The 21,302-nt window shown below is 49.8% G+C and carries 18 protein-coding genes; 6 read left to right on the top strand and 12 right to left on the bottom strand.

The window, feature by feature from the left end:
* The first annotated feature begins 79 nt into the window (after positions 1 to 79).
* Positions 80 to 484, top strand: coding sequence for a VOC family protein (locus GPK83_RS07615; RefSeq protein WP_133304030.1), 405 nt, complete (start codon positions 80 to 82; stop codon positions 482 to 484).
* A gap of 126 nt (positions 485 to 610) precedes the next feature.
* Here GPK83_RS07615 and hcp read toward each other — a convergent pair whose 3' ends face one another.
* Positions 611 to 2,248 carry a hydroxylamine reductase gene (hcp, locus tag GPK83_RS07610; protein ID WP_215704449.1) on the bottom strand — a complete coding sequence of 546 codons (1,638 nt, stop codon included), beginning with the start codon at positions 2,246 to 2,248 and terminating at the stop codon, positions 611 to 613.
* A 427-nt stretch (positions 2,249 to 2,675) separates the two neighbouring features.
* Between hcp and GPK83_RS07605 the strand changes: the two genes are divergently transcribed.
* Positions 2,676 to 4,013: a potassium transporter TrkG gene (locus GPK83_RS07605; RefSeq protein WP_215704447.1), complete on the top strand. Its 1,338-nt coding sequence runs from the start codon at positions 2,676 to 2,678 to the stop codon at positions 4,011 to 4,013.
* A gap of 19 nt (positions 4,014 to 4,032) precedes the next feature.
* Positions 4,033 to 4,680: a TrkA family potassium uptake protein gene (locus tag GPK83_RS07600; RefSeq protein WP_215704446.1), complete on the top strand. Its 648-nt coding sequence runs from the start codon at positions 4,033 to 4,035 to the stop codon at positions 4,678 to 4,680.
* Between the two features lie 157 nt (positions 4,681 to 4,837).
* Here GPK83_RS07600 and GPK83_RS07595 read toward each other — a convergent pair whose 3' ends face one another.
* A complete protein-coding gene (locus GPK83_RS07595; RefSeq protein ID WP_252196272.1) occupies positions 4,838 to 5,263 on the bottom strand; it encodes a hypothetical protein in 426 nt (141 codons plus the stop codon).
* Positions 5,264 to 5,350: 87 nt separating this feature from the next.
* Here GPK83_RS07595 and GPK83_RS07590 point away from each other — a divergent pair, with 87 nt between their 5' ends.
* Both GPK83_RS07590 and GPK83_RS07585 read left to right on the top strand, forming a co-directional pair.
* Positions 5,351 to 6,340, top strand: coding sequence for a guanosine polyphosphate pyrophosphohydrolase (locus GPK83_RS07590; RefSeq protein WP_215704445.1), 990 nt, complete (start codon positions 5,351 to 5,353; stop codon positions 6,338 to 6,340).
* Positions 6,341 to 6,605: 265 nt separating this feature from the next.
* Positions 6,606 to 6,806, top strand: a complete 201-nt coding sequence (locus GPK83_RS07585) for a hypothetical protein (RefSeq protein WP_117483827.1) — start codon at positions 6,606 to 6,608, stop codon at positions 6,804 to 6,806.
* 114 nt (positions 6,807 to 6,920) lie between these two features.
* On the opposite strand, the gene GPK83_RS07580 is transcribed toward GPK83_RS07585, so the two are convergent.
* The 8 genes from GPK83_RS07580 to GPK83_RS07545 all read right to left on the bottom strand — a co-directional run bounded on the left by GPK83_RS07580 (position 6,921) and on the right by GPK83_RS07545 (position 18,995).
* Positions 6,921 to 10,280 (bottom strand): SNF2-related protein, encoded by a 3,360-nt coding sequence (locus GPK83_RS07580; protein ID WP_215704444.1) that lies wholly within the window; start codon positions 10,278 to 10,280, stop codon positions 6,921 to 6,923.
* Positions 10,262 to 11,800, bottom strand: coding sequence for an SEC-C domain-containing protein (locus tag GPK83_RS16860; protein ID WP_252196271.1), 1,539 nt, complete (start codon positions 11,798 to 11,800; stop codon positions 10,262 to 10,264). Before GPK83_RS16860 ends, GPK83_RS07580 begins: the two co-directional genes overlap by 19 nt.
* Positions 11,801 to 11,958: 158 nt before the next feature.
* Positions 11,959 to 13,335 (bottom strand): amidohydrolase, encoded by a 1,377-nt coding sequence (locus tag GPK83_RS07570; RefSeq protein WP_345941787.1) that lies wholly within the window; start codon positions 13,333 to 13,335, stop codon positions 11,959 to 11,961.
* Positions 13,336 to 13,397: 62 nt separating this feature from the next.
* Positions 13,398 to 15,116, bottom strand: coding sequence for an adenine deaminase C-terminal domain-containing protein (locus tag GPK83_RS07565; protein WP_215704443.1), 1,719 nt, complete (start codon positions 15,114 to 15,116; stop codon positions 13,398 to 13,400).
* Positions 15,117 to 15,132: 16 nt separating this feature from the next.
* Positions 15,133 to 16,245 carry an ABC transporter substrate-binding protein gene (locus GPK83_RS07560; RefSeq protein ID WP_215704442.1) on the bottom strand — a complete coding sequence of 371 codons (1,113 nt, stop codon included), beginning with the start codon at positions 16,243 to 16,245 and terminating at the stop codon, positions 15,133 to 15,135.
* 87 nt (positions 16,246 to 16,332) lie between these two features.
* Positions 16,333 to 17,373 carry an ABC transporter ATP-binding protein gene (locus GPK83_RS07555; RefSeq protein WP_215704441.1) on the bottom strand — a complete coding sequence of 347 codons (1,041 nt, stop codon included), beginning with the start codon at positions 17,371 to 17,373 and terminating at the stop codon, positions 16,333 to 16,335.
* A gap of 13 nt (positions 17,374 to 17,386) precedes the next feature.
* On the bottom strand, positions 17,387 to 18,169 hold the full coding sequence (locus GPK83_RS07550) for an ABC transporter permease (protein WP_021904003.1): 783 nt from the start codon (positions 18,167 to 18,169) through the stop codon (positions 17,387 to 17,389).
* Positions 18,162 to 18,995 (bottom strand): ABC transporter permease, encoded by an 834-nt coding sequence (locus GPK83_RS07545; RefSeq protein WP_118531193.1) that lies wholly within the window; start codon positions 18,993 to 18,995, stop codon positions 18,162 to 18,164. Before GPK83_RS07545 ends, GPK83_RS07550 begins: the two co-directional genes overlap by 8 nt.
* A 174-nt stretch (positions 18,996 to 19,169) precedes the next feature.
* Here GPK83_RS07545 and GPK83_RS07540 point away from each other — a divergent pair, with 174 nt between their 5' ends.
* Entirely contained in the window at positions 19,170 to 20,093 is a 924-nt protein-coding gene (locus tag GPK83_RS07540) for a LysR family transcriptional regulator (RefSeq protein WP_215704440.1), read from the top strand.
* Positions 20,094 to 20,210: 117 nt separating this feature from the next.
* Here the strand turns inward: GPK83_RS07540 and GPK83_RS07535 are convergent, their stop codons facing one another.
* The gene (locus tag GPK83_RS07535) at positions 20,211 to 20,582 is read right to left on the bottom strand and encodes a class I SAM-dependent methyltransferase (protein ID WP_215704439.1); all 372 of its coding nucleotides are present in this window, start codon (positions 20,580 to 20,582) and stop codon (positions 20,211 to 20,213) included.
* Between the two features lie 132 nt (positions 20,583 to 20,714).
* Positions 20,715 to 21,302, bottom strand: coding sequence for a nitroreductase family protein (locus tag GPK83_RS07530; protein ID WP_252196270.1), 588 nt, complete (start codon positions 21,300 to 21,302; stop codon positions 20,715 to 20,717).

The following is a 21,302-nucleotide window of genomic DNA, read 5'->3' as shown; positions in this document are numbered from 1 at the left end:
TCAGGTAAGACCATCTGCTTCTGATCTGGTGCTTTTATCTGGAGATTTGCTGCGCTGGAACGCGGAAAGGATTCTTATCATGAAACACATCACAGGACTTGCGCATATCGCGCTTTTCACAAAGGATCTTGAAACATCCATAAAATTCTACGAATGTCTCGGTGGAAAGGTCACTGGACAGGCCGATGTCCAGAAGCCGCTTGGAACTAACCACATCAAGATCGTCAGCATGCCGGGCTTTGACCTCGAGATCATCGAGCCACATGACGGCACTGATGTGACCGCCCAGGGCGGTCTCTTCCCGCACATCGCAATCGAAGTCAATGACATCGACGCTGCCATCGCAGACTTAAAGGCAGCCGGGATCACAAACTTCCGGGGCGGTGTCGACAAGGCAGCTGACCTCCCGATCTTCGGCGGCATCCGCAACGCATTTTTTATCGGACCGAACGGAGAACAGCTGGAGCTTTTACAGCATCTGTAAAATTCGGTTGACCGCAGATCATGCGGATCACTGTAATTTAAGTACATAAGTAAAGTCCCCGGATAAGGAACTACCGCAGCTGGTCAACTGACCGATGGCACATTCCCTATCCGGGGGCTTTTTATCTTATCCCAATAACGCCTTCAAATCCTCCTCCGGCGTTGTCACCGGCCCGATTCCATAATTTTCCACAAGGAAATTCAGGATATTCGGGGAGAGGAACGCCGGTAAGGACGGGCCGAGGCGGATATTCCTGATCCCAAGATGCAGGAGTGTCAGGAGAATACACACTGCCTTCTGCTCATACCAGGAGAGCACGAAGGACAGCGGAAGCTCGTTCACCTCGCACCCAAACGCCTCAGCCAGCGCCATAGCCACCTTGATGGCACCGTAGGCATCGTTGCACTGGCCCATGTCCATGATCCGCGGGAGACCGCCGATATTTCCAAGGTCCAGATCATTAAAGCGGAACTTGCCGCACGCCAGTGTCAGGACAATGCTGTCCGCCGGAGTCTGCTTTACAAAATCCGTATAGTAGTTTCTTCCCGGCTTCGCGCCATCGCAGCCCGCAACGAGGAAGAAATGTCTGATCGCGCCGGATTTTACCGCGTCGATGACCTGATCAGCCATGGAAAGGATCGTTCCATGTCCGAATCCTGTCATGACCTGAGTTCCGCCGTTGATTCCCGTAAACTGGCGGTCTTCCTGATATCCGCCGAGTTCCAGCGCCTTCTCGATCACCGGGGTAAAGTCTTTCTCATCATCGATATGAACCATTCCCGGATATGCTACGACCTCCGTCGTGAACACGCGGTCCGCGTAGGATTTCTTCGGCGGCATCAGGCAGTTTGTGGTAAAGAGGATCGGAGCCGGGATATCCGCAAATTCCTTCTGCTGATTCTGCCATGCAGTTCCGAAATTGCCCTTTAACTGCGGATACTTTCTGAGCTCCGGGTAAGCGTGGGCCGGCAACATCTCGCCGTGGGTGTAGATGTTAACGCCTTTTCCCTCTGTCTGCTTTAAGAGAAGCTCCAGGTCCTTGAGGTCATGTCCCGTCACAACGATAAACGGTCCTCTTTCTACTACAAGCGGTACGCTGACCGGGATCGGAGTCCCGTAAGTTCCCGTGTTTGCTGCGTCCAGCATCGCCATGCAGGTGAGGTTCACCTCGCCGACCTTCAGGACCGTCGGGAGCAGGCTTTCGACGGTGCCGTCTTTTGCGATCTCCCGGAGCCCCGTTAAGAAGAACTGGTTTACCGTCTCATCAGATGCCCCCAGCATCAGCGCATGGTACGCGTACGCCGCCATACCCTTTAATCCGAACAGGATCAGGGATTTCAGGGAGCGGATATCAGGGTCCATGTCCCACAGCAGACCGAGATTATAATCATCCGTATCTTGCACACTTGCTGCCGCACCTGACTCTCCCGCTGCCTTTTCGCGCGGTCCTGCACTTTTCTTCACCGGCGCTGCGAGCAGCCGCTCCTTCTCCCTGTGCGTCTTCTCAATCTGCGCCCGGATCGCGTCATCATCAAAGCTTACATTCGTAAGTGTCGTAAAAAGCCCCTCGATCACCGTGCGGTACACTCGATCTCCCGGACATTCCACGCCTTCTGCCGCTCTCGCAAGCCCGATCATCGCACCTACAAGCTGGTCCTGCAGCCTTGCTGTCTCCGCCGTCTTTCCGCAGACACCCGTGCCCCCGGTACATCCCGCGCAGCCTGCGGTCTGCTCACACTGATAACAGAACATTTTTTGATCCATTTCATATACCTCCATATATTTCCCCGACTCTTCCCGCGTGACTCCAGGCAGCCCATACAAGCAGCCAACACTGTCTTCGCAGTTTTGCCGATCTCAAATTATCCTGACACGCCTGCCGTCCCTGCGGCAGCCATAACCGATAAGTCATCATGTTTCCCTGTCCGGCACCGCCGAACCATGTACACATTATATCCGCGAAATCAGCTTTCGTATGTTGTAATTACAACATTTTTAAACAGACCACCTGGAAATAATTTCTACACGTCCACCTCTCACACTTTTCGCAGACCAGAACGGATCCAGCCACTCTTTATAATTTCCTGTGCGAATCAGGAATTTTCAGAACTTTAAAATCCATAAATTTCGCTTTTCTTTACATCCATAAACGTTTATAATGGAACAAATGCTTTATGAAAGGATTCAGATTATGTTTCGTATTCTTTCCGCTTTCAGACGGTTAAATTCATTTCAGATCATTGTTTTAGGCTTTGCCTTCGTGATCTTGCTCGGCGCCGGCATCCTGATGCTGCCGGTATCCTCCGCGGACGGAAGCTGGACTCCATTTGTAAACGCCCTGTTTACCTCCGTCACCTCCGTCTGCGTGACCGGTCTTGTGGTCTGTGACACCGGAACCTACTGGTCTTCCTTTGGACATGCCGTAATTCTGCTTCTGATCCAGACCGGCGGTCTCGGCGTTGTGACGATCTCCGCTTCCTTTACGATCCTCTCCGGAAAGAAGATCGGTCTTTCCCAGCGGAGTATCATGGCAGAATCGGTCGCTGCCCCTCAGCTCAGAGGAGTTGTCCGCCTGACCGGTTTTATTGTAAGAGTCACTCTCGGTATCGAACTGATCGGCGCTCTCCTGATGGCACCTGTATTCTGCCGCGATTTTGGTCTTTTCCGGGGACTCTGGATGTCTTTATTCCACTCCGTATCCGCATTCTGCAATGCCGGAATCGATCTGCTTGGTGTCCGGGGAGCATATTCCTCCCTGACATCCTACGCATATGACCCGCTGATCAATCTCGTGATCATCCTGCTTATCGTGATCGGCGGAATCGGTTTCCTGACCTGGGATGATATTTACAGAAACCGGCACCATATTTCCCGATACCGGATGCAGAGTAAGGTCATCCTCTCCTACTCGCTGGCACTGATCTTTATCCCGGCTATCCTCTTCTTTTTTCTGGAATTTCAGGATATCCCGGCCGGAAAACGGATCCTTGTATCCTTATTCCAGTCGGTGACAACGCGAACTGCCGGTTTTAATACAGCGGATCTTTCCTCCATGCGGGAATCCGGCCAGCTCCTTATGATCCTTCTCATGCTGGTCGGCGGAAGTCCGGGATCCACCGCCGGCGGAATCAAGACGACCACTCTGGCCGTTCTGATCTCCTGTGCGACTGCTGTCTTTGCCAGAAAGGACAGCCCGGAAATGTTTAAACGGCGTATTATCCCCGATATTGTTGCCACGGCGATCGCGATCTTTTTCATGTATACAAGCCTCGGTATCCTGTGTGCCATGACGCTCAGCATTCTGGAAAGCCTGCCTCTTATACCGTGTCTGTTTGAGGCGATTTCTGCGCTTGCTACGGTAGGCTTGAGCTTCGGGATCACCCCGACACTTTCCGTTCCATCGAAGCTGATCCTGATCACATTTATGTTCATCGGCCGCGTTGGCGGACTCACGATCATCTACGCAACCATGTCCGGGTACAAGATTCAGTGCGGAAAATTCCCGCAGGAAAAAATTTCCGTCGGATAATATATTTAAGGAGAAAATTATGAAATCAATTCTTTTGATCGGCCTCGGCCGTTTTGGAAAACATGTTGCCATGCATCTTCACAACCTCGGACATCAGGTCATGGCCGTTGACAGTACGGAGGAACGCGTCAACGCAGTCCTTCCCTATGTGACAGAAGCACAGATCGGTGACAGTACAAACGAGTCCTTCCTTTCCTCTCTGGGAATCCGCAATTTTGATGCCTGCATCGTCGCGATCGGCGATAACTTCCAGAGTTCCCTTGAAACGACCTCACTCTTAAAGGAGCTCGGCGCAAAGCTTGTTGTCTCCCGCGCTTCCAGTGATGTTCACCAGAAATTTCTTCTGCGGAACGGTGCCGATCAGGTCGTCTACCCGGAACAGCAGCTTGCAAAATGGACTGCGATCCGCTTCAGCTCCGACCACATTCTTGATTTTGTCAATCTGGAGGGCGACTACGATATCTATGAGGTTGATCTTCCGGAACGATGGGTTGGCATGAGCGTAGGTGAGATCGATATCCGGAAAAAATACGGCATCAACATCATCGCCGTCCGTCGAAACGGCACTCTGGATTTCTCCGTCAAGCCGGAAACCGTCTTTGAAGACGGCAATACGATCCTGGTTCTCGGACAGTATCGGGATCTGCAGAAATGCTTTAAAATTTAATATCCTGTTTGCTCCAGTGCGTGCCTGCGAAACCTGCCGCCGGCAGCTTCTTTCGTATGCATGGCAGCATAAAAAGCCATTTTATGGATATCTCCTGAATTTCAGGACTTTCCCATAAAATGGCTTTTTATTGACATTTTTATTTCACATCTGTTATTTATCTATCCACATATTCCCCATAGGCAATCAGCGGATCCCCGGCTTTCACGCCAAGACCCACCGTCTGGTACAGAACGATTCCCGGATAGTCTGCCCGATACTCCCGTAAAAGGTTTCCCCAGATATCTCTCACCGTTCCCAGAACCGCACCTCCCGCGAACGTATCTCCTGCGGAAAATACCGGATACCACAATCCATCTGTCTCTGCCTCCAGATACTCTGCTCTGGTCACATTTTTCTGCTGCACTGTATGAACCTCTTCACCGGAAAGAAGTCCCATGCGGATCATAATATTCTTCACATCCTGCTTATATGCCTGAACTTCGCTGTCCGTAAATTTTCCGCCGCCTCCGCGCTCCATGAGGATCGCAGGAAGACCTCTCTGACATACGCTGCCGTACAGTTGTCTGTGATATGTTAGCATAGACTAACTTTTAAGGCAAGCAATTTTTCTTGCCAATGACGGTAATTCTGGTAAAATGTAATTATCTACGACAGAGGAGTGACATCCATGGTTACATTAAATGATTATCTTTATTCCGGCGATACCATGTTCAAAATTTTAAAAAACTACAGCCAGGACCTGAAGAAAGAGGCAAAATGCACCGGCAATGAGATCGACCTGATGCATGCGAACTTTCTGCTCCAGATCCGGGAGCTGCTCGAGCACAATGATTTCCTTACTGCCCAGTCCCAGAAGATCCGGGAATTTTATATCCATATGGCAAAGGAATATCCGCTTTTGGCCTTTAACTTCAAAGGGCGCATCAAATCCCTGATCCGCGCGGAGGCAAAGTTCAACGGCTACATCGTCGAATATATCTATGATTACTATATGGAAAATAAGGCCTACCCGTCGATTTCCGAACTCAAGCAGCGCCTCAGCTGTTTTCGGGATCTGATCGCATACCGGATCGTGACTTCTCTGCCGAAATGCTACCTGAAACCTGATGAATCTCAGGAAGAAGCTGACCTCCGATACCTCTACCAGATCGCCAACGAACTTCCGGGCTTTCTCGAAGAGCGGGGATTTACCGCGGAACCGGCCTGCGGTGTGAAGAAAAGCACCTCGCCGTTATTAAACGATGATGTGAAGTCTTACTATCGCGACTATATCTGTGGAAATACTTCTGAGGACTACCAGTCACTCCACATCACCTTCTACGACAACAGCTCCCGCAGCTATATGGAAGTCCAGCTCCGCACCAAGCACATGGACGATATTGCGGAGATCGGTGTCGCCAACCACTTAAGCTACGAGAAGCGCCAGGAGGGCGAGCGCGCCCGCCGCGACGAGATCCCTGTGGGCGAATGCGTCTACTTTGATGAAGCCTACGAGCGCTGCCGCCGCCTCGTAACCTTAAACCTCGCCGACCTCGACGTAAACATGTTCTCCGCCATCAATAATGACCTCGTAAACGATGGCTGCGGCCTCTACCGCGGACGCCTGATCCTGCCCTATGAGCATTTGTCGAGACATCAGAATGAGCTGGTGGATTAACCCTCAATCACTGATCATATAAACAATTTTGTACTCCTGCAGGAGTATCGCCGAAGATCCTGTCTTACTATGGGGCAGGATCTTTTTATTTCTATCCTCACGTTATTTCACTTTCTGAACTATCATTGATATTTCTCCGGTTCTGCCATATATTTAGGTTCCGAAGTAATATTTGGATTTGCTTTTTTTCGCAGAGGAACTGCTTCTGCTACATGATCCAATGGATCTTAAAGCTAAAATCCATCTACAGGAAGGGATTTCTTACATGGATATCGGAAAAATCATCAACCATCTCTCCAGCCGTCTCCGCTCCCGCTCGCAGGCAGTACACGCGAAGCTCAGGATTGAGAATGCACAGGGGAAGATCTTAAACTTTATTCTGGTGGAATCCGCGCTTCATCCCGTCTACCAAAAAGATATCGAAAAGGAATTTTCTCACCACATTACTCAATCAAGTTTATCGTAGAAAATTCCGTGAATAAGACAAAGGTCACATGACTCCCACCGATCAAAGGGTGCCAAGTGACCTTTACTTCTTCTGAATGCACTACCCCAGCTTATCTGAAGCGGCAATACACTTTTACAGCATCTTCAAAATCTCATCCCGATCCAGTACAATACTCTGGATTCCTTCTCCAGACAAGATCTCCTCCGCAAGAGCACTCTTGCTCTCCTGAAGCTTTTTGATCTGCTCCTCGATCGTGTTCTCCGCGATCAGGTCATAGACCGTCACCGTGTTCCTCTGACCGATCCGGTGCGCACGGTCTGTTGCCTGATTCTGCGCAGCGACATTCCACCATGGATCGTAGTGGATCACGATATCTGCCGCCGTCAGGTTCAGTCCTGTACCACCAGCTTTCAAGGAAATACAGAACACAGGAACATCGTCCGTCTCAAAGGAATCCACAAGCCGGATCCTCTGCTCCTTCGACACGCTTCCATCAATTCGGTGATCCTCGATTTTCTCTTTCGCAAGCGCCTTTTCAATTTCATCCAACACACTCGTAAACTGGGAGAACAGAAGCACCTTATGTCCACCGTCGACTGCCTGTCTCACAAGTTCCACACAGGCATCCATCTTCGCGTTTTCACCGTGATAGTTTTCCAGAAATAACTCCGGACCGCAGCAAAGCTGGCGCAGTCTTGTGAGTTCCTTCAATACTTCCAGCTTGCTCTGTTTAAATTCCTCTTTGCTCTGCTTTTCCAGATACAGTTTCAGCCGCTTTGCGTATGCGTCATACAGCTTTCTCTGCTCTCCTTCAAGCTCAATCGTTACCGTCTTTTCGATCTTGTCCGGAAGCTCCGTGAGCACATCCTTTTTCAGTCGGCGAAGAATAAACGGATGTACCATGCTGCGCAATCTCGCACTCACTTCTTCATCTCTGTCATTCATGATCGCTTCTTCAAATTTCTCCCGGAAGCCTTGGTATCCATAAAGGAAGCCTGGCATCAGGAAATCGAAAATACTCCAAAGCTCACTGAGACGGTTTTCCATCGGAGTTCCCGTCAGCGCCATCCGGAATCCACTCTGGATCAGACGCACACTCTTTGCCGCCTGGGTACCATGGTTTTTGATGTACTGCGCTTCATCGATCACCTGATTTGCGAACCGGATATTCTCGTAGCATGCAATATCGCGTTTCAGAAGGTCATAGGATGTGATCCAGATGTCCCTATCTTCCTCATTCTGGATCATTTCCTGCCGCTCTGCCGCATTTCCTGTAATCACCTTGCAGGAAAGCTCCGGCACAAACTGGCCGATCTCTTTTTTCCAGTTGTATACAAGAGAAGCCGGAGTAACGATCAACGTCCGCAGTTCATCTCCTGTCTTTCCTTCCTCTTTCTCAGATAGCAGGAACGTCAGCATCTGAAGAGTCTTTCCAAGTCCCATGTCATCCGCAAGGATTCCGCAGAAGCCGCATCGTTTTAACGTCTTCATCCACCGGAATCCATCCGCCTGATACGGGCGCAGGATTCCCCTCAAGGATTCCGGGACCTCATCATTTGCCTCTTTTGCTGTATCCATATTAAAGAGCAGCTCTTTGTACTTCCGATTCTCCTCAAGGCTAATCCCATCCCGGTTCTTCAGCATCTCGTCCAGATAAAGTGCCCGGAACGCCGGAATCTCCATACTCGCCGGATCTTTCTTTCCATACTGTAAAAAGGTCTCAGCAAGAACCGCCCACTCCTTCTGTTTTTCCGGATCTGTTGTCATAAAGCTGCCATTTTTCAGGCGGAAAAATTTCTTTTTATTTGAATATAACGACAGGATCTCCGCAAGCTCATCCTTTGTCATATCCGGCGCCTGAATCGACATATAAAGAAGACCTGTATCCATGCGGATTCCGATATCCACCGATGGCAGCTTCCGCACCTTCAGTTTCTGAAGCGCGTCCGAAATAAATACTTCCCCGGATTTTCCTAACTCGGTCACACTCTCCGTCAGGAAATGATACAGCTCCTCCGGACCGCCGGAAAGACACATTGACTTGTTGGTCTCATCATAAGCATTGAAATATTTTCCAGTCACTCTCCGCAGCTCTTCCTCAAATCCGTTGTTTCTCACGGAACGGTCTGCCTCATCATAAAGAAGATATTCTTTCCCGCTTCTGTCATACCTGCATTTTACCTGGCAGGAGATGATCTCATCCTGGGAAATATCAAGATAGATCGATACTTTCGGGATCTCCGGACGATACTCATCCAGCGCAAATCCCGTTGTCTGGATCTCTGTCTGATCCTCAATTGCTGGAAGCATCTGCCCAAAAAACAGGGGAAGTTCTTTATTTCTGATATAAAATTCCGACTTTCCAGACAATAGCTCCAAAATTTCTCCCAAACGTCCACCCTGCTGATTCCTGGTACGGCTGACCCTGTCTCCTGTCTGAAAATAGATCCAGTCTTCCGTCTTAGCAAGGATAAAAAAGCTTTCCGTCTTTAAAAGCATTCCATATGGCTGCCTCTCCATGGAAATCTCCGGTCCCGCACCATCAAGTCTGATTCTTACCTGATCATCTCCGACATAGCATGGAATCTCTCCCACATTTTCCATCCATGCGTCAAGATCGCGTCCTTCCAGATAAACATATCTCTCATTGTAACTGCCACTCGTGCGCAGAAACATAGTTGAGAAATATGGTGTGCTCTTTTTATGACGGTACTGTCCCAGCAGAAGCTCCATCGCTCTCCGCCCATCCATGTCAAACTGGTCAAGCGATGAAAGACAGTCTGTCTTTCCGATCTGGTACACTCTTCCCTCATCGCAGGATCTAAATAATTCCAGCATGCTTTTTACCACATACCTTCTCTTACTTCCGATCTTCAGCTCCAGGGAGACACCACCCTTTTCTTTCGCCAGATGGCATTCCATATGAAGCTCCGTGTTTGTCGCAAATTCCGCCAGCGGATCCATATTCCCGACCTGGGGCATGTTCAACATTTCAAGAAGATCCTGATCCGTTTTTCTCAGAACTCCCGGAACAAATGGATCCGGTACTCCGGCCTGCTCCGCCAGCTTCTTTTCGATTTTTGTTCCCCGGAAAATTTCCGTTCCCCAATGATCCATCAGATATTGGGAGAGAAGCGCGGTGACATGATGGCAGCAATATCTGTTCCTATTAAATTCTGAGCAGCTGCAGTTTGCCGAGATCCATTCCCCGTGTGTTTCGTCCACGTACACGTTGCATAACGCGCTCTGCGTATTGGAATCATTCTTCCAGACTGCCCTCAGTGAAAAGATCTTATCCCCTGACACATAAGGAATCCCAGCCTCCCTCTGCTCGTTTGCCAGCATCTTAATCCTGATATCTTTTTTAGGCTCCACCAGAGCCAGCTCCAGACCATTGACCTGCTCTGTCCCATTGAAATCTCTCTCAAAATGTCTGAGATCGTAAACTATCTCATTCTTTGTCCCCACGCCTCTCACCTTCTTCCACAGCAATTCTTGTATTTCTTTCCGGAACCGCACGGACACGGGTCATTCGGATATATCTTCTTTTCGACCCGTACTACTTTTTTCTTTGTCACCGCACGGTTGATCTCCGTCTCCGTATATCCTCCCAGTGGTATTTTCCTCACCGTCCGCTGCGCACGTTCAAGAATCTCCATGATATCGCCAAGGTATGAGGATCTTCTGCCCGATAATAATGCCTTCTGAAGATACCCGGTAAGCTCTCCCGCCGGAATTCCTGTATGTATCGCTTTTTCTAGTTCCCCAACAATAAATCTTCCGTTCGTTCTCTCACAGCGGTATTTTCTCTCCATCATGTCTATCAGCGCTTCCCTGTCTTTTTCCGAAAAGCCGATACCGGAAATTGCGATATCCTCGATCTCCGCCTTTGTCGGAACATAATGGAACCGGTCTGACGTAAGAAATGACCGATATAACAGCTTTACAGAATTGGAGGAAACACTCTGCGAATCATAGTAGACTTCCATCCCCACTATCTTTTTGATATTATACTGGAGTGCACACTGCATCGCCTGTTTCCAGAAGTTTCCTACCCGCTCTGCCGCATTTTGCTCCGGACACAAGATCTTATAAAATTCAGTCACCAGCTCCCGGTCCGCAAAGCCGTAAAGCCTGCATGCTGCCAGAAAACAGGTCTGCTCCGCATGGTCCTTTATGTATTCTCTTTCTTTTCCGCTCCCCAGCCAGTTTTCAAAAAATTCCATGAATTCTTTTGCCAGTATCGTGCGGTACCAGTAATTCTCATCAACAAGCCGGTTCCTGCTTAAAACCGGGAATGTTGTATCCACCGCGTCTCCATTTACAAATTTACTGCCCTGAATGCAGAGCTCTTTGACCTGAAAATACTCAGTGATTCCCATTGTCTGCATGATATTTTCCCAGAAATCTGATTTTCCTGCTTCTTTTATGATCCCCTTTTCCAGCTCCGCTTTTCTCAGATAGACATTGACGGGAAGCTTGTTTTCTTTTATTAATATTTTCAGATCCGCAGCCGTGCCGGAATCCAGCAATGATTGCCATGGTGTCGCAATTTCCCAGGCAAAGTCCGGCACCACAAGTTCCGGGGCGAATACCTTACTGATCTCCTTATTCAGATATTTTTGAAAGCGCTCCGCCTCTTCAGGCGCAAACGCAGGATAACCAAATGCCGTCTTTCTTGTCCGCCTTGGAATTGTCCTGTATCTTTCGAGAATCGGGGCTGTCTCCCCGGATCCATCAAACTCCTCAAGGACTTCCAGATAAATCGGTGTGATCGATTTGTCCGTATAATTTACGGTCAGGAGATCTCTGACGTGGATCCGGTCCTTAAGCTTTGTCTCCGGGGACTGGCTGGCTCCCGCCTCATTTAACAGACTTCCTCTTACATCCCCATATTCATATACAATACGGACAAGTTCCAGAAGTTCTCCCACCGTTTTTTCCGAATCGATCCGCACCTCGCGGATCTGCTGCGGGTTTGTCCTCGCCGCCGTCATTTTTATCCTGAACATCCTCATTATTTTTCTCCCAGCTGCCTGACAGGCACCTCTGTCTGTGTATTTTTCTCTCTAAATTTTAAAAAAAGGAGATAACTCTTCCTCAAGCTATCCCCTTGTCCTATATTCAGAATTATATGTACTTTTACAGTTTCCGTCAAGATATTTGCCTTCTACACCAGATTCTTCATATCCTTAAACGCTGTCCGCTCCATCTTCTCCCGAAGGTCATTCCTGATCTTCGCGAAGTCCTCACGGACAAGCTTCTTTTCCTTTACAAGGCACTCACCCGCAACATAAACATCTCTCACATTCGATGCAATCGCGCTGTACACAAGCGCCGAATACGGATCGTATACCGGGAACATATTCGGGGAGTCGGTCTCTACGAGGACGAGATCCGCCTGTTTTCCGGGCTCGATGGAACCGGTGATGTCACCGAGTCCTAACGCTCTTGCTCCCTCGATGGTCGCCATGGAGACCACCTCCTTTGCCGGGAACGCGCTGCGGTCACGGAGCTCATTTTTGTGGAAGTTCTCACACATCCGCATCTGGATGAACAGGTCTAACGTATTTCCGCTCGCCGGACCGTCGGTGCCGAAGCCGACGGACATGCCGTGCTTATGCATCAGTGACACCGGGGCTACGCCCTTTGCGGCCTTCGTGTTGGAGGCGATGCAGTGGGCCACGGACGCGCCATGCTTCGCGAGGATCTCCACATCATGTTCCGTCGTGCGGATGCTGTGGGCCGCCAGCGTATTCGATCCGAGGACTCCGATATGCTCCATAAACTCGATGGGCGTCATGTTATACTGTTCCCTTAACTGGGTCATCTCGTAGTCCATCTCCGCCACATGGAGCGTAAATACGGTTCCCGCCTTTACATCCTCCTCATAGGCCCTCTTTAAGGTCTCCGGGCTGCAGGTCGTCGTTCCGTGGGGCGTGATCGCTCCGGAAACACGCGGGTGATCTTTGTACGCTTCGATGAGCGCAATTCCCCGCTCGATGGCCTCATCCGCGTTCTTACTGTCGCAGGAATCCTTTTCCATCACCGTCTCACCGGCGATTCCGCGGATCCCCATCTCGTCCATGACCTTCGCCACGACTTCCTCGAAATAGTACATGTCAAGCACTGTCGTCACGCCGGAAAGCAGCAGCTCGCCGATGGCGTATCTCGTGGAAAGCTTTGCCATCTCCGCGTCCATAGCCTGGTTCTCCATCGGGAGCAGGAACACCCGCAGGCGGTCCTTGCAGTCGTCCCCGAGACCGCGGAACGGGATCATGCCGAGGTGGCAGTGGGTGTTCACAAGACCCGGAATCACGATGGCGCGCTTCGCATCGATCTCCTCGAAGGTCTCGCCAGCTTTTAAGATCCCCTGCGCAGTAAGCTCCTGAAGCGTTTTCTCAAGCTCATCTTCCGGTCCTGCTGCCAGGATCTTCGTATCCTCAAACATTACATAACCATGATCCCAGACATCACCTGCCGCGTTCATCGTCACAACAATGCCGTTTTTGATAATCTTCTTCATCGTTCTAATTTCATCCTTCATAATTTCGATCTGATCCGGCTCTTCCACTATCCGGGGAGAAAAACCGGCGGCGGGCCGTAAAACTACTTCCCGTACTTCTCAACCAACGGCACATGTTCCTGCCCCGGCACCGTCAAAAGCCCGTGATCCGTGAGCTTTAACTTCGGTGAAACCGGCAGACAAAGCGTGGACATGGACATGATCACGTTGTTGTTCACATATCCAAGACCTTCCATCGCCGCCCGGACTTCTTTCAGTTCCTGTCCGAGGACCTCGATCGGCTGATCCGAAACGATGCCGCCGATTGTAAGTCTCGCCTCCGCCAGGGACTTTCCTCCGGCGAATACCACATACGCCCCCTGGAGCTCCAGGACGCGCCTCTGGGCCAGTTTCATATCGTTCTCATCTGTTCCCAGGACAAACAGGTTATGGCTGTCGTGGGACCACGTGGTGGCCACAGCGCCCGGTTTCGTCAGCGCGCCCTCCACAAATCCATATCCGACATTTCCATTCTTGCCGTACCGCTCGAAAACGACTGCAAGGGAAAGTCCCGCCGACTTCCAGTCAAGCACACCGTCCTTCACCTCGACTCTGCGCTTCACCGGCGTGGTCGCCGTTCCGAAGGTACCGATCTTCATGACATTGACTTCCGCCCATTTCGCGTCCGGATCTTCCGCCTTTAACACAAAGTCGGAGATCTCCGCCGGACGGCAGTTGATCGTGTGGTAGAAAGAAACCGGGAAACTGCACGCCGCAGCTTCTGCCGCACCGTAAGCCTCCTCGTCCTTGCAGTACACACACTCGCCCTTCTTATAAACCACCACCGGCTCGATCCCGTCCAGACTGTCAAGCAGCATAAAGTCTGCGATCTTTCCCGGCGCGATCATCCCTCTGTCATCCAGATGCATCCGCCGCGACGGTGTCCAGGTCGCGCAGTAGATCGCCTTCTCCATCGGCATCCCCGCCTTCACAGCCGTCTCGATGATCTTATTGAGATGTCCGGTCAGAAGTTTATCTGCCATCGTGTCATCCGTCACCAGCGCCACATTCTCATAGAGTTCATGGTCGCAGACAGTCTTCACGACCTCCGGTGTCAGGGATTTGAACTGCAGCTCCAGAAACATCCCAAGCTCCGTCTTCTCCATCACTGACTGTGGTGTCTGCTGGGTGTGATCCGCGTCAACACCTTCATAGATAAAGCGGTTAAGATCCGCCCCCGTAAGTCCCGGGCAGTGCCCTTCGATTCGGAGATTCTTTCCAGCGTTCCGGCACACATTGATGAGGTCCCTCGTCCGGCTCTCGCCTTCTGCTGAGAGATCCTTATAGTTCATGATCTCCCCAAGGCAGAGAACTCCATCTAAGGATGCCATCTCAGAAATTTCCTTTGCACCAAGTGATGCCCCGGCTGTCTCTAACTTCTCATTTGTCGCCGGAACACTTGACGGGATCGCCCAGAAGATATCCTGCTTCGTCTTCTGGGCCATAAAAGCCCGGATGCCGTCCATGCCGAACACGTTCGCCATCTCGTGGGCATCGGCAACCACCGTTGTCACTCCATATGGAAGCGTGATCCTTGAAAACTCGCCCGGATATGTCATCGAGCTCTCGATGTGCATATGGATATCCACGAGACCAGGCAGCATGTATCTGCCTTTTCCGTCGATCTCCCGCACTCCCGGATATGAAATTGCAGGGGAAACGCAATAAAACTTTTCCCCTGCAACTGCCACATCCCGCTTTTCAAAACACTGTCTGAAGGTCTGATAGACCATGACATTTTTCAGAATGAAATCGGGTCTCATATAAAATTCCTCGTTATTAGTTGTTGATCGTTCTGTTCCACTGGTCGATCCAGTTATTTAAGATCGGGTTTACAAAAGCATAGTCAACAACCTTAACTTTTGCAGCCTTGTCGCCGTAGGTCATATCCTTGGACTCTTCCTCAGTGAATGTAACGTCCTTGTTTGTCGGTGCCTCGTTTAATGCCTTACCAGTCTTTGTCTGAAGCTCCTCGCTGATACGGTAGTTGATGTACTCGTAAGCAAGCTCCTTGTTCGCACAGTTCTTTGTTACGTTGATGGTGTTGAAGTTAGCGTAAGCTCCGTCCGGTGTAACGTAAACAAGTGTCGGGTTAGCGGCTACGATCGTCGGAACGCCGAAGTCACCGACAACTGCTGCTGCAACTTCACCGGATGTGAACATGTTGATCAGGTCGGAAGACTTTGTGTAAGTCTTAACAAGGTTCGGCTTTAAGTCAGCAAGTGCCTTGAAAGCAGCCTCGCCGTTGTCTGTTGTTACGTCAACGCCTGCGTGGTCGCTTGCAACGTAAACCATAGCCGGTCCGAATGTTGTTGTGATCTCCGGGATGGAAACCATGCCTGCAAGGCGCTCGTCCCAAAGGTCATCAAAGCTTGTGAGCTCAAATCCTGTAAGCTCCGGGTTGTAGATGATACCGATGCTGTTGATAGTGTACGGAACACCCTGTCCTGCCTCTGCAATCTCCTTTGCAGCCGGGATCAGCTTCTCAGCATTCGGGATCTTGCTTAAGTCGATCGTATCGAAAAGTCCCTCGTCAGTGCCCTTCGCTGTCATAGCCTGGGAGAGCTCGATCACGTCGATGGTGGAGTTCGGGTCTGCCGCTAACTTTGTATAACGGTCGTTTGTGCCGCCTGTCTCAGTAACGATCTCACAGCTGAACTCGTTCTCAAACGGTGTGTAAACCTCTTCTTCGGAGATATCTTCGCTGAGGCCGTATGTGGATAATACGAGCTTCTGTGCGTCTCCGGAAGCTGCCTTTGTCTCTTCTGCGGAAGAAGCTGCCTCAGAACTTGCTGCCTGGCTTCCTGCTGCTGTGGTCTCTGTTGTGGATGCGCCGCCGCAAGCGGTAAGCATCATTGCTGTGCAAAGTACAACTGCTGCTGTTTTTTTCATGGTTTTTCTCCTCTTTCTCTCTTTTGAGATAATATTTCTTCGCGTTGACAGAATCTCTGCCCCCGCGATGGATCACTAAGTTAATTTTTATCTTCTCACCAGGATCAGTTTATCCTTCGGCAGATACAGCCGGATCTCCTCGCCCTCTTTATAAACATGGTCAGTTCCCATATTTACCTTCAGGACACCGGCGGAAGTCTCAACCTCGTACTGGTAGCTCTTCCCGAGGAATGTGCGGACACCGATCTTACCGCTTAAGACATTCTCTGTCTGAACATCATCTGCCAGACAGATATCGTCCGGGCGGATCGTTCCCGCAAATTTCTCGCAATCGAGATCCATGGAAGTTAAGAACTCGCTTCCATCCGGTGCTGTGTAGACGCCGTCCTGTTTTTTCGCAAGCTCCAGGAAGTTCTCGAAACCGATGAATCTTGCGACGAACTCTGTCGCCGGTCTCTTGTAGATGTTCTCCGGTGTGTCGAACTGCTCGATCACGCCGCCGTTCATAACGGCAACTTTATCGGAGATGGAGAAACATTCCTCCTGGTCATGGGTGACAAATAATGTGGTGATTCCAAGGCGCTTCTGAAGACGTTTGATCTCAACACGCATGGAAAGTCGTAATTTCGCATCAAGGTTGGATAACGGTTCATCCAAGAGCAGTAACTTTGGCTCGATGACAAGTGCTCTCGCGAGGGCAACTCTCTGGCGCTGTCCGCCGGACATCTGCTTCGGGAAACGGTCGGCAAGCTCTGTCAGACCGCAGACCTCAAGGATCTCCCTGACCTTCCTGTCGATCACATCCTTGTCCATCTTTCTTGTCCTGAGTCCGAACGCTACATTGTCATAAACGCTTAAGTGCGGGAACAGGGCGTAGCTCTGGAATACCAGACCGAACTGACGCTTGTGGACCGGGACCTTTGTCATGTCCTCACCATCTAATGTGAAGGTTCCGCCCTGCGGGTCGATAAAGCCTGCAACGACGCGGAGTGTCGTGGACTTACCGCATCCGCTGGGTCCTAAGAGGGATACGAGCTCGCCCTCCTCGACTTCCAGATTCAGCCCCTTTAAGATCTGTTTCTTTTTATCGTAACTTACGTCGATTCCATTTAAACTCATAAAAGCCATGGTCATATTCTCCTTATTTCGCCAGGGCTGCGATACCCAGTGTGCGGTCTACGATCACCATGATGACTACGGTAGCTGCCATTAAAAGTACGGAAACCGCCGATACGGTCGGATCATAGTTGTATTCAATATAGTTCATCAGTGTTGACGGGAATGTGGAAACACCCGGTCCGGATAAGAACATGGACACCGGAATGTTGTTGAAGGAATTGATGAACGCCAGCATGAATGCTGAGGAAATTCCGGAGGTCACATTTGGAAGAACGACCTTGAAGAACGCCGCTCCCTTCGGGCATCCGAGGCTCCACGCCGCCTCCTCGATGGAAAAGTCGAACTGCTCCATCGAAGAACCGACTACGCGGATCACATACGGAAGTGTCACCATAAAGTGTCCTGCGAGAAGTCCCGCGAACACCGGGATCCTGAGTGTCAGGATCAGGCACTGGTACATAATAAAGCCGATTACAATTCCCGGAACGATGGTCGGGGAAAGGAAGATGGACTTTAATAACTGCTTTCCTTTTAAACCGGATCTCGCCAGCGCATAAGCCGCTGGGATTCCGACCAGAAGAGAGATGCATGTCGCGAGGAGCGCGACCTCAAGGCTGGTCAGGAATGATCTGCGGAAAGACTTTAGCGCGAACACGTTCGCGAACCATTTCGTCGAGAAGGACTCGATCGGGAATGTGATGGCGCTTCCGCCGCCGAATGCTGTTACGGTGATGATCAGTAACGGGATCATCAAAAATGCAAATACGATCGCTGCCCATATGGTCAGCACTTTATTTTTACGCATAATCTTCACCTCTGCGGTCCAGCCGTGCGGCCAGAGCGTTAAATCCTTTGATCACAACCAGGGTTACAACGATCATGATGAGGGCGATCACGGACGCGCCGGTCCAGTCACTGACGGACATCGCTCTCTGGTAGATCAGGGTCGCCATGACCATGTTGGAGTTGCCGCCTAATAACTGCGGCGTCGTGTAAGCTGTCAGGGTTCCGGTAAATACCAGAATACCGCCGACGATGATTCCCGGAAGACTCATCGGGAAGATGACCTTCATGAATGCTTCGCTTCTTGAAGCTCCGAGGCTCTGTGCCGCCTCCATCATGTCATCATCGATATTTTCCATAACACCGGCAACTGTCACGATCATTAACGGAAGAAACAGGTAGACAGAACCAATGATGATAGAAAAGTCGGTGTATAAAAGCTTCATCGGCTTCTCGATCAGTCCCATAGCGATCATTGCCTTGTTGATGATCCCGTTGCTGCCGAGAATATTGATCCATGCAAAGCTTCGGATAACGGAGTTCGTCATCATCGGGAAGATCGACGCAGAGAGGAGAAGTCCTCTCCACTTCTTATCACAGCGGCTGATGAAATACGCCGTCGGGATACCGCCCACCATACAGACAAAGGTGGTGATGACCGCGATCTTCACGGTTCTCAAAAAGATCTTTCTGTAATACTCGTCCTTAAAAAAGTCCACATATGCGCTGAACGGGTAATCTCCCGTAAACACGCTTGGAACCAGAACGCGAAGCAGCGGGATCATCAGGAACAGAAATAAGATCACCAGTCCCGGAACCAGCATGCACCATGCACTGCTCTTTTTCATTGGTTTGCCCCTTTCTTAACTGTGCGTAATAAATTTTAATTAGTGTTTCTTATAAATATTTGTTTTTTCATCAATTACACTTATATTTTACATTCATTATAAAAAGTGATATACTATACGTCAAATACATATTATCTATAATTTTTATGCAGTAAAGCTATGAGGAGGCCCTGTATGGAATTAAAAGAAGCCCGCTATATCCTGGCGATCGCCCGCCACCAGAGCATCGGCAAGGCCGCCGAATCCCTTTATATCTCCCAGCCGTCCCTGAGCAAGTACTTAAAGAACCTGGAAGAACGTCTCGGCGCTCCGCTGTTCAGCCGCCACGAAAACCGCTACTACCCGACTTACATGGGTGAACGCTACCTCCACTACGCCGAACAGATCGTTGCCTGCGGCGATGAGTGGATGCAGGAATACGACGATATCGCTCACCGCCAGCGCGGCCGCTTAAACATCGCCGTGCCGATCATGATGGGCAGCACGCTGATCGAGCCAATGTTGGCACCGTTTCATAAACGATACCCCTATGTGACCTTAAATATCATGGAAGCAGTAAATTTCATTGCAGAGAACAGTCTGGAGACCTCCTCCATCGACCTGACCCTTTACAATATCCATGAATTTCCCGAGACCATGGACTACCAGATCCTGCGCTCTGAGGAGATCGTTCTGGTCCTGCATGAAAACCATCCTCTCGCCGCAAAAGCCATTACCCGCCCCGGCTTCCGCTACCCGTGGCTGGATCTTTCCCTATTAAAAGAGGAAAACTTCATTCTCCTCTACCCGGACCAGAACACCGGCGGCATCGCTCTGGATCTCTTTAAAGAGTACAACATCAATCCACCGGTCTCTCTCCACACGAGAAACTCCTCCATGTCGATCCATCTGGCTATGGACGGCGTCGGCGCTGCCTTCGCCCCGGAGAGCTATTTCCACCATGAAAACCAGTACACCGGAAACCGCGCCCTCTGCTTTTCCGTCGGCCATAAACCGGCCCTCACAACTACCATCGCCGCCTATCGGAAAAACCGGTATCTGCCGCAGCATGCGAGGGATTTTCTGGAAATGATCCGGGAATATTGCCATGAGAAATAAAACGTTCTCCCAGAAGCTTATATCTATCTGCAAAATGCGCCGTCTGGCGCACCTCGTAAAAGAAGCCGGACAATCTCTTTCAGTATCCGGCTTCTTGCTGCGAATCTTCTGGCACCTTTAGCTCTGGTAAACAAACAGACGGTTCATTCCCTCCTGCCACGGGTATTCGAATTCCAAATATATGATCTCTTTCCCAAAACGTGCAAATTTTTCTTTCCAATAGTTTGTAGTTGCCTGTCTTAATCTCATAATATGATCTTTTTCATAAATATTATTACCCGCATTTTTATATTCAAAGCTTTCAAGCTCTTCTTTTGAATAGTACGGATTCATCTTAATAAACCAATATCCGCCGGGCTTCAGCACCCGTTCCAGATCATCGATCACGGTTGTTGATATGTCCTTCGGCACTACATCCAGAACATTGGACAGGATCACTCCATCAAACGACATGGGTTCCACCTTTAAATCCAGATTTCTCAGATCCACCGGTATACATTCCTCAAAAACCCGGGTTCACATTTCTATTTCCTGCTCATATGCTTTCTTCAAAGCTGATCATCTCCAATATGAATTTTATCTCTTCGTTGTTTGGCAGTTTAAAATCTCTCTAAGATTTCTTTATCTATACTCGACAACATCTCTTAATGCTTTTCGTGGCCTTTTCGGCGGAGCTTCATTTGCAGCTCCAACAGCAACAATTCCTGTCAGCTGGTTGTCTGTTCCGATAAATTCTATCAGCTCATTATAGGCAAAGCAGGTATTGGCAATCCATAATGTACCTAATCCATATCCGGTCGCTGTCAATATCATATTCTCAACAGCCGCACCGATCGACAGCGAATCGCAAATTTCTACGATCCGTTTTTCTCTCTCGATGCTTGCAAATGGTGTATATTGATTTGTATTAAGCACTGCTATAAGGCACGGCGCCTCCTGCATGATTCTGACTGTATTTTCAGCATCGGGGATTGCAAATGCCCATTCCGGCATAAGTTCATGTGTGATTTTTTCTGAATTTATACCATGGCGCATAACCTCAACCAGTTTATCTTTCTCTTCTCCCTGATATACGATAAATTTCCATGGCTGCCGGTTTTTGGCTGATGGCGCAAGAGTAGCACTATATATGATGTTGTATAAATAAAGTTGACACCTTATTCTCAAGGAATTCATGTATAATAAAAGAGAATAAGGAGGAACTCTCAA

Source organism: Clostridium sp. MCC328 (genome assembly GCF_018785465.1).
Taxonomy (GTDB): domain Bacteria; phylum Bacillota; class Clostridia; order Lachnospirales; family Lachnospiraceae; genus Pilosibacter; species Pilosibacter fragilis.
The sequence above is the reverse complement of the archived record's forward strand: the minus strand, read 5'-3'. Positions and strand labels throughout refer to the sequence as shown.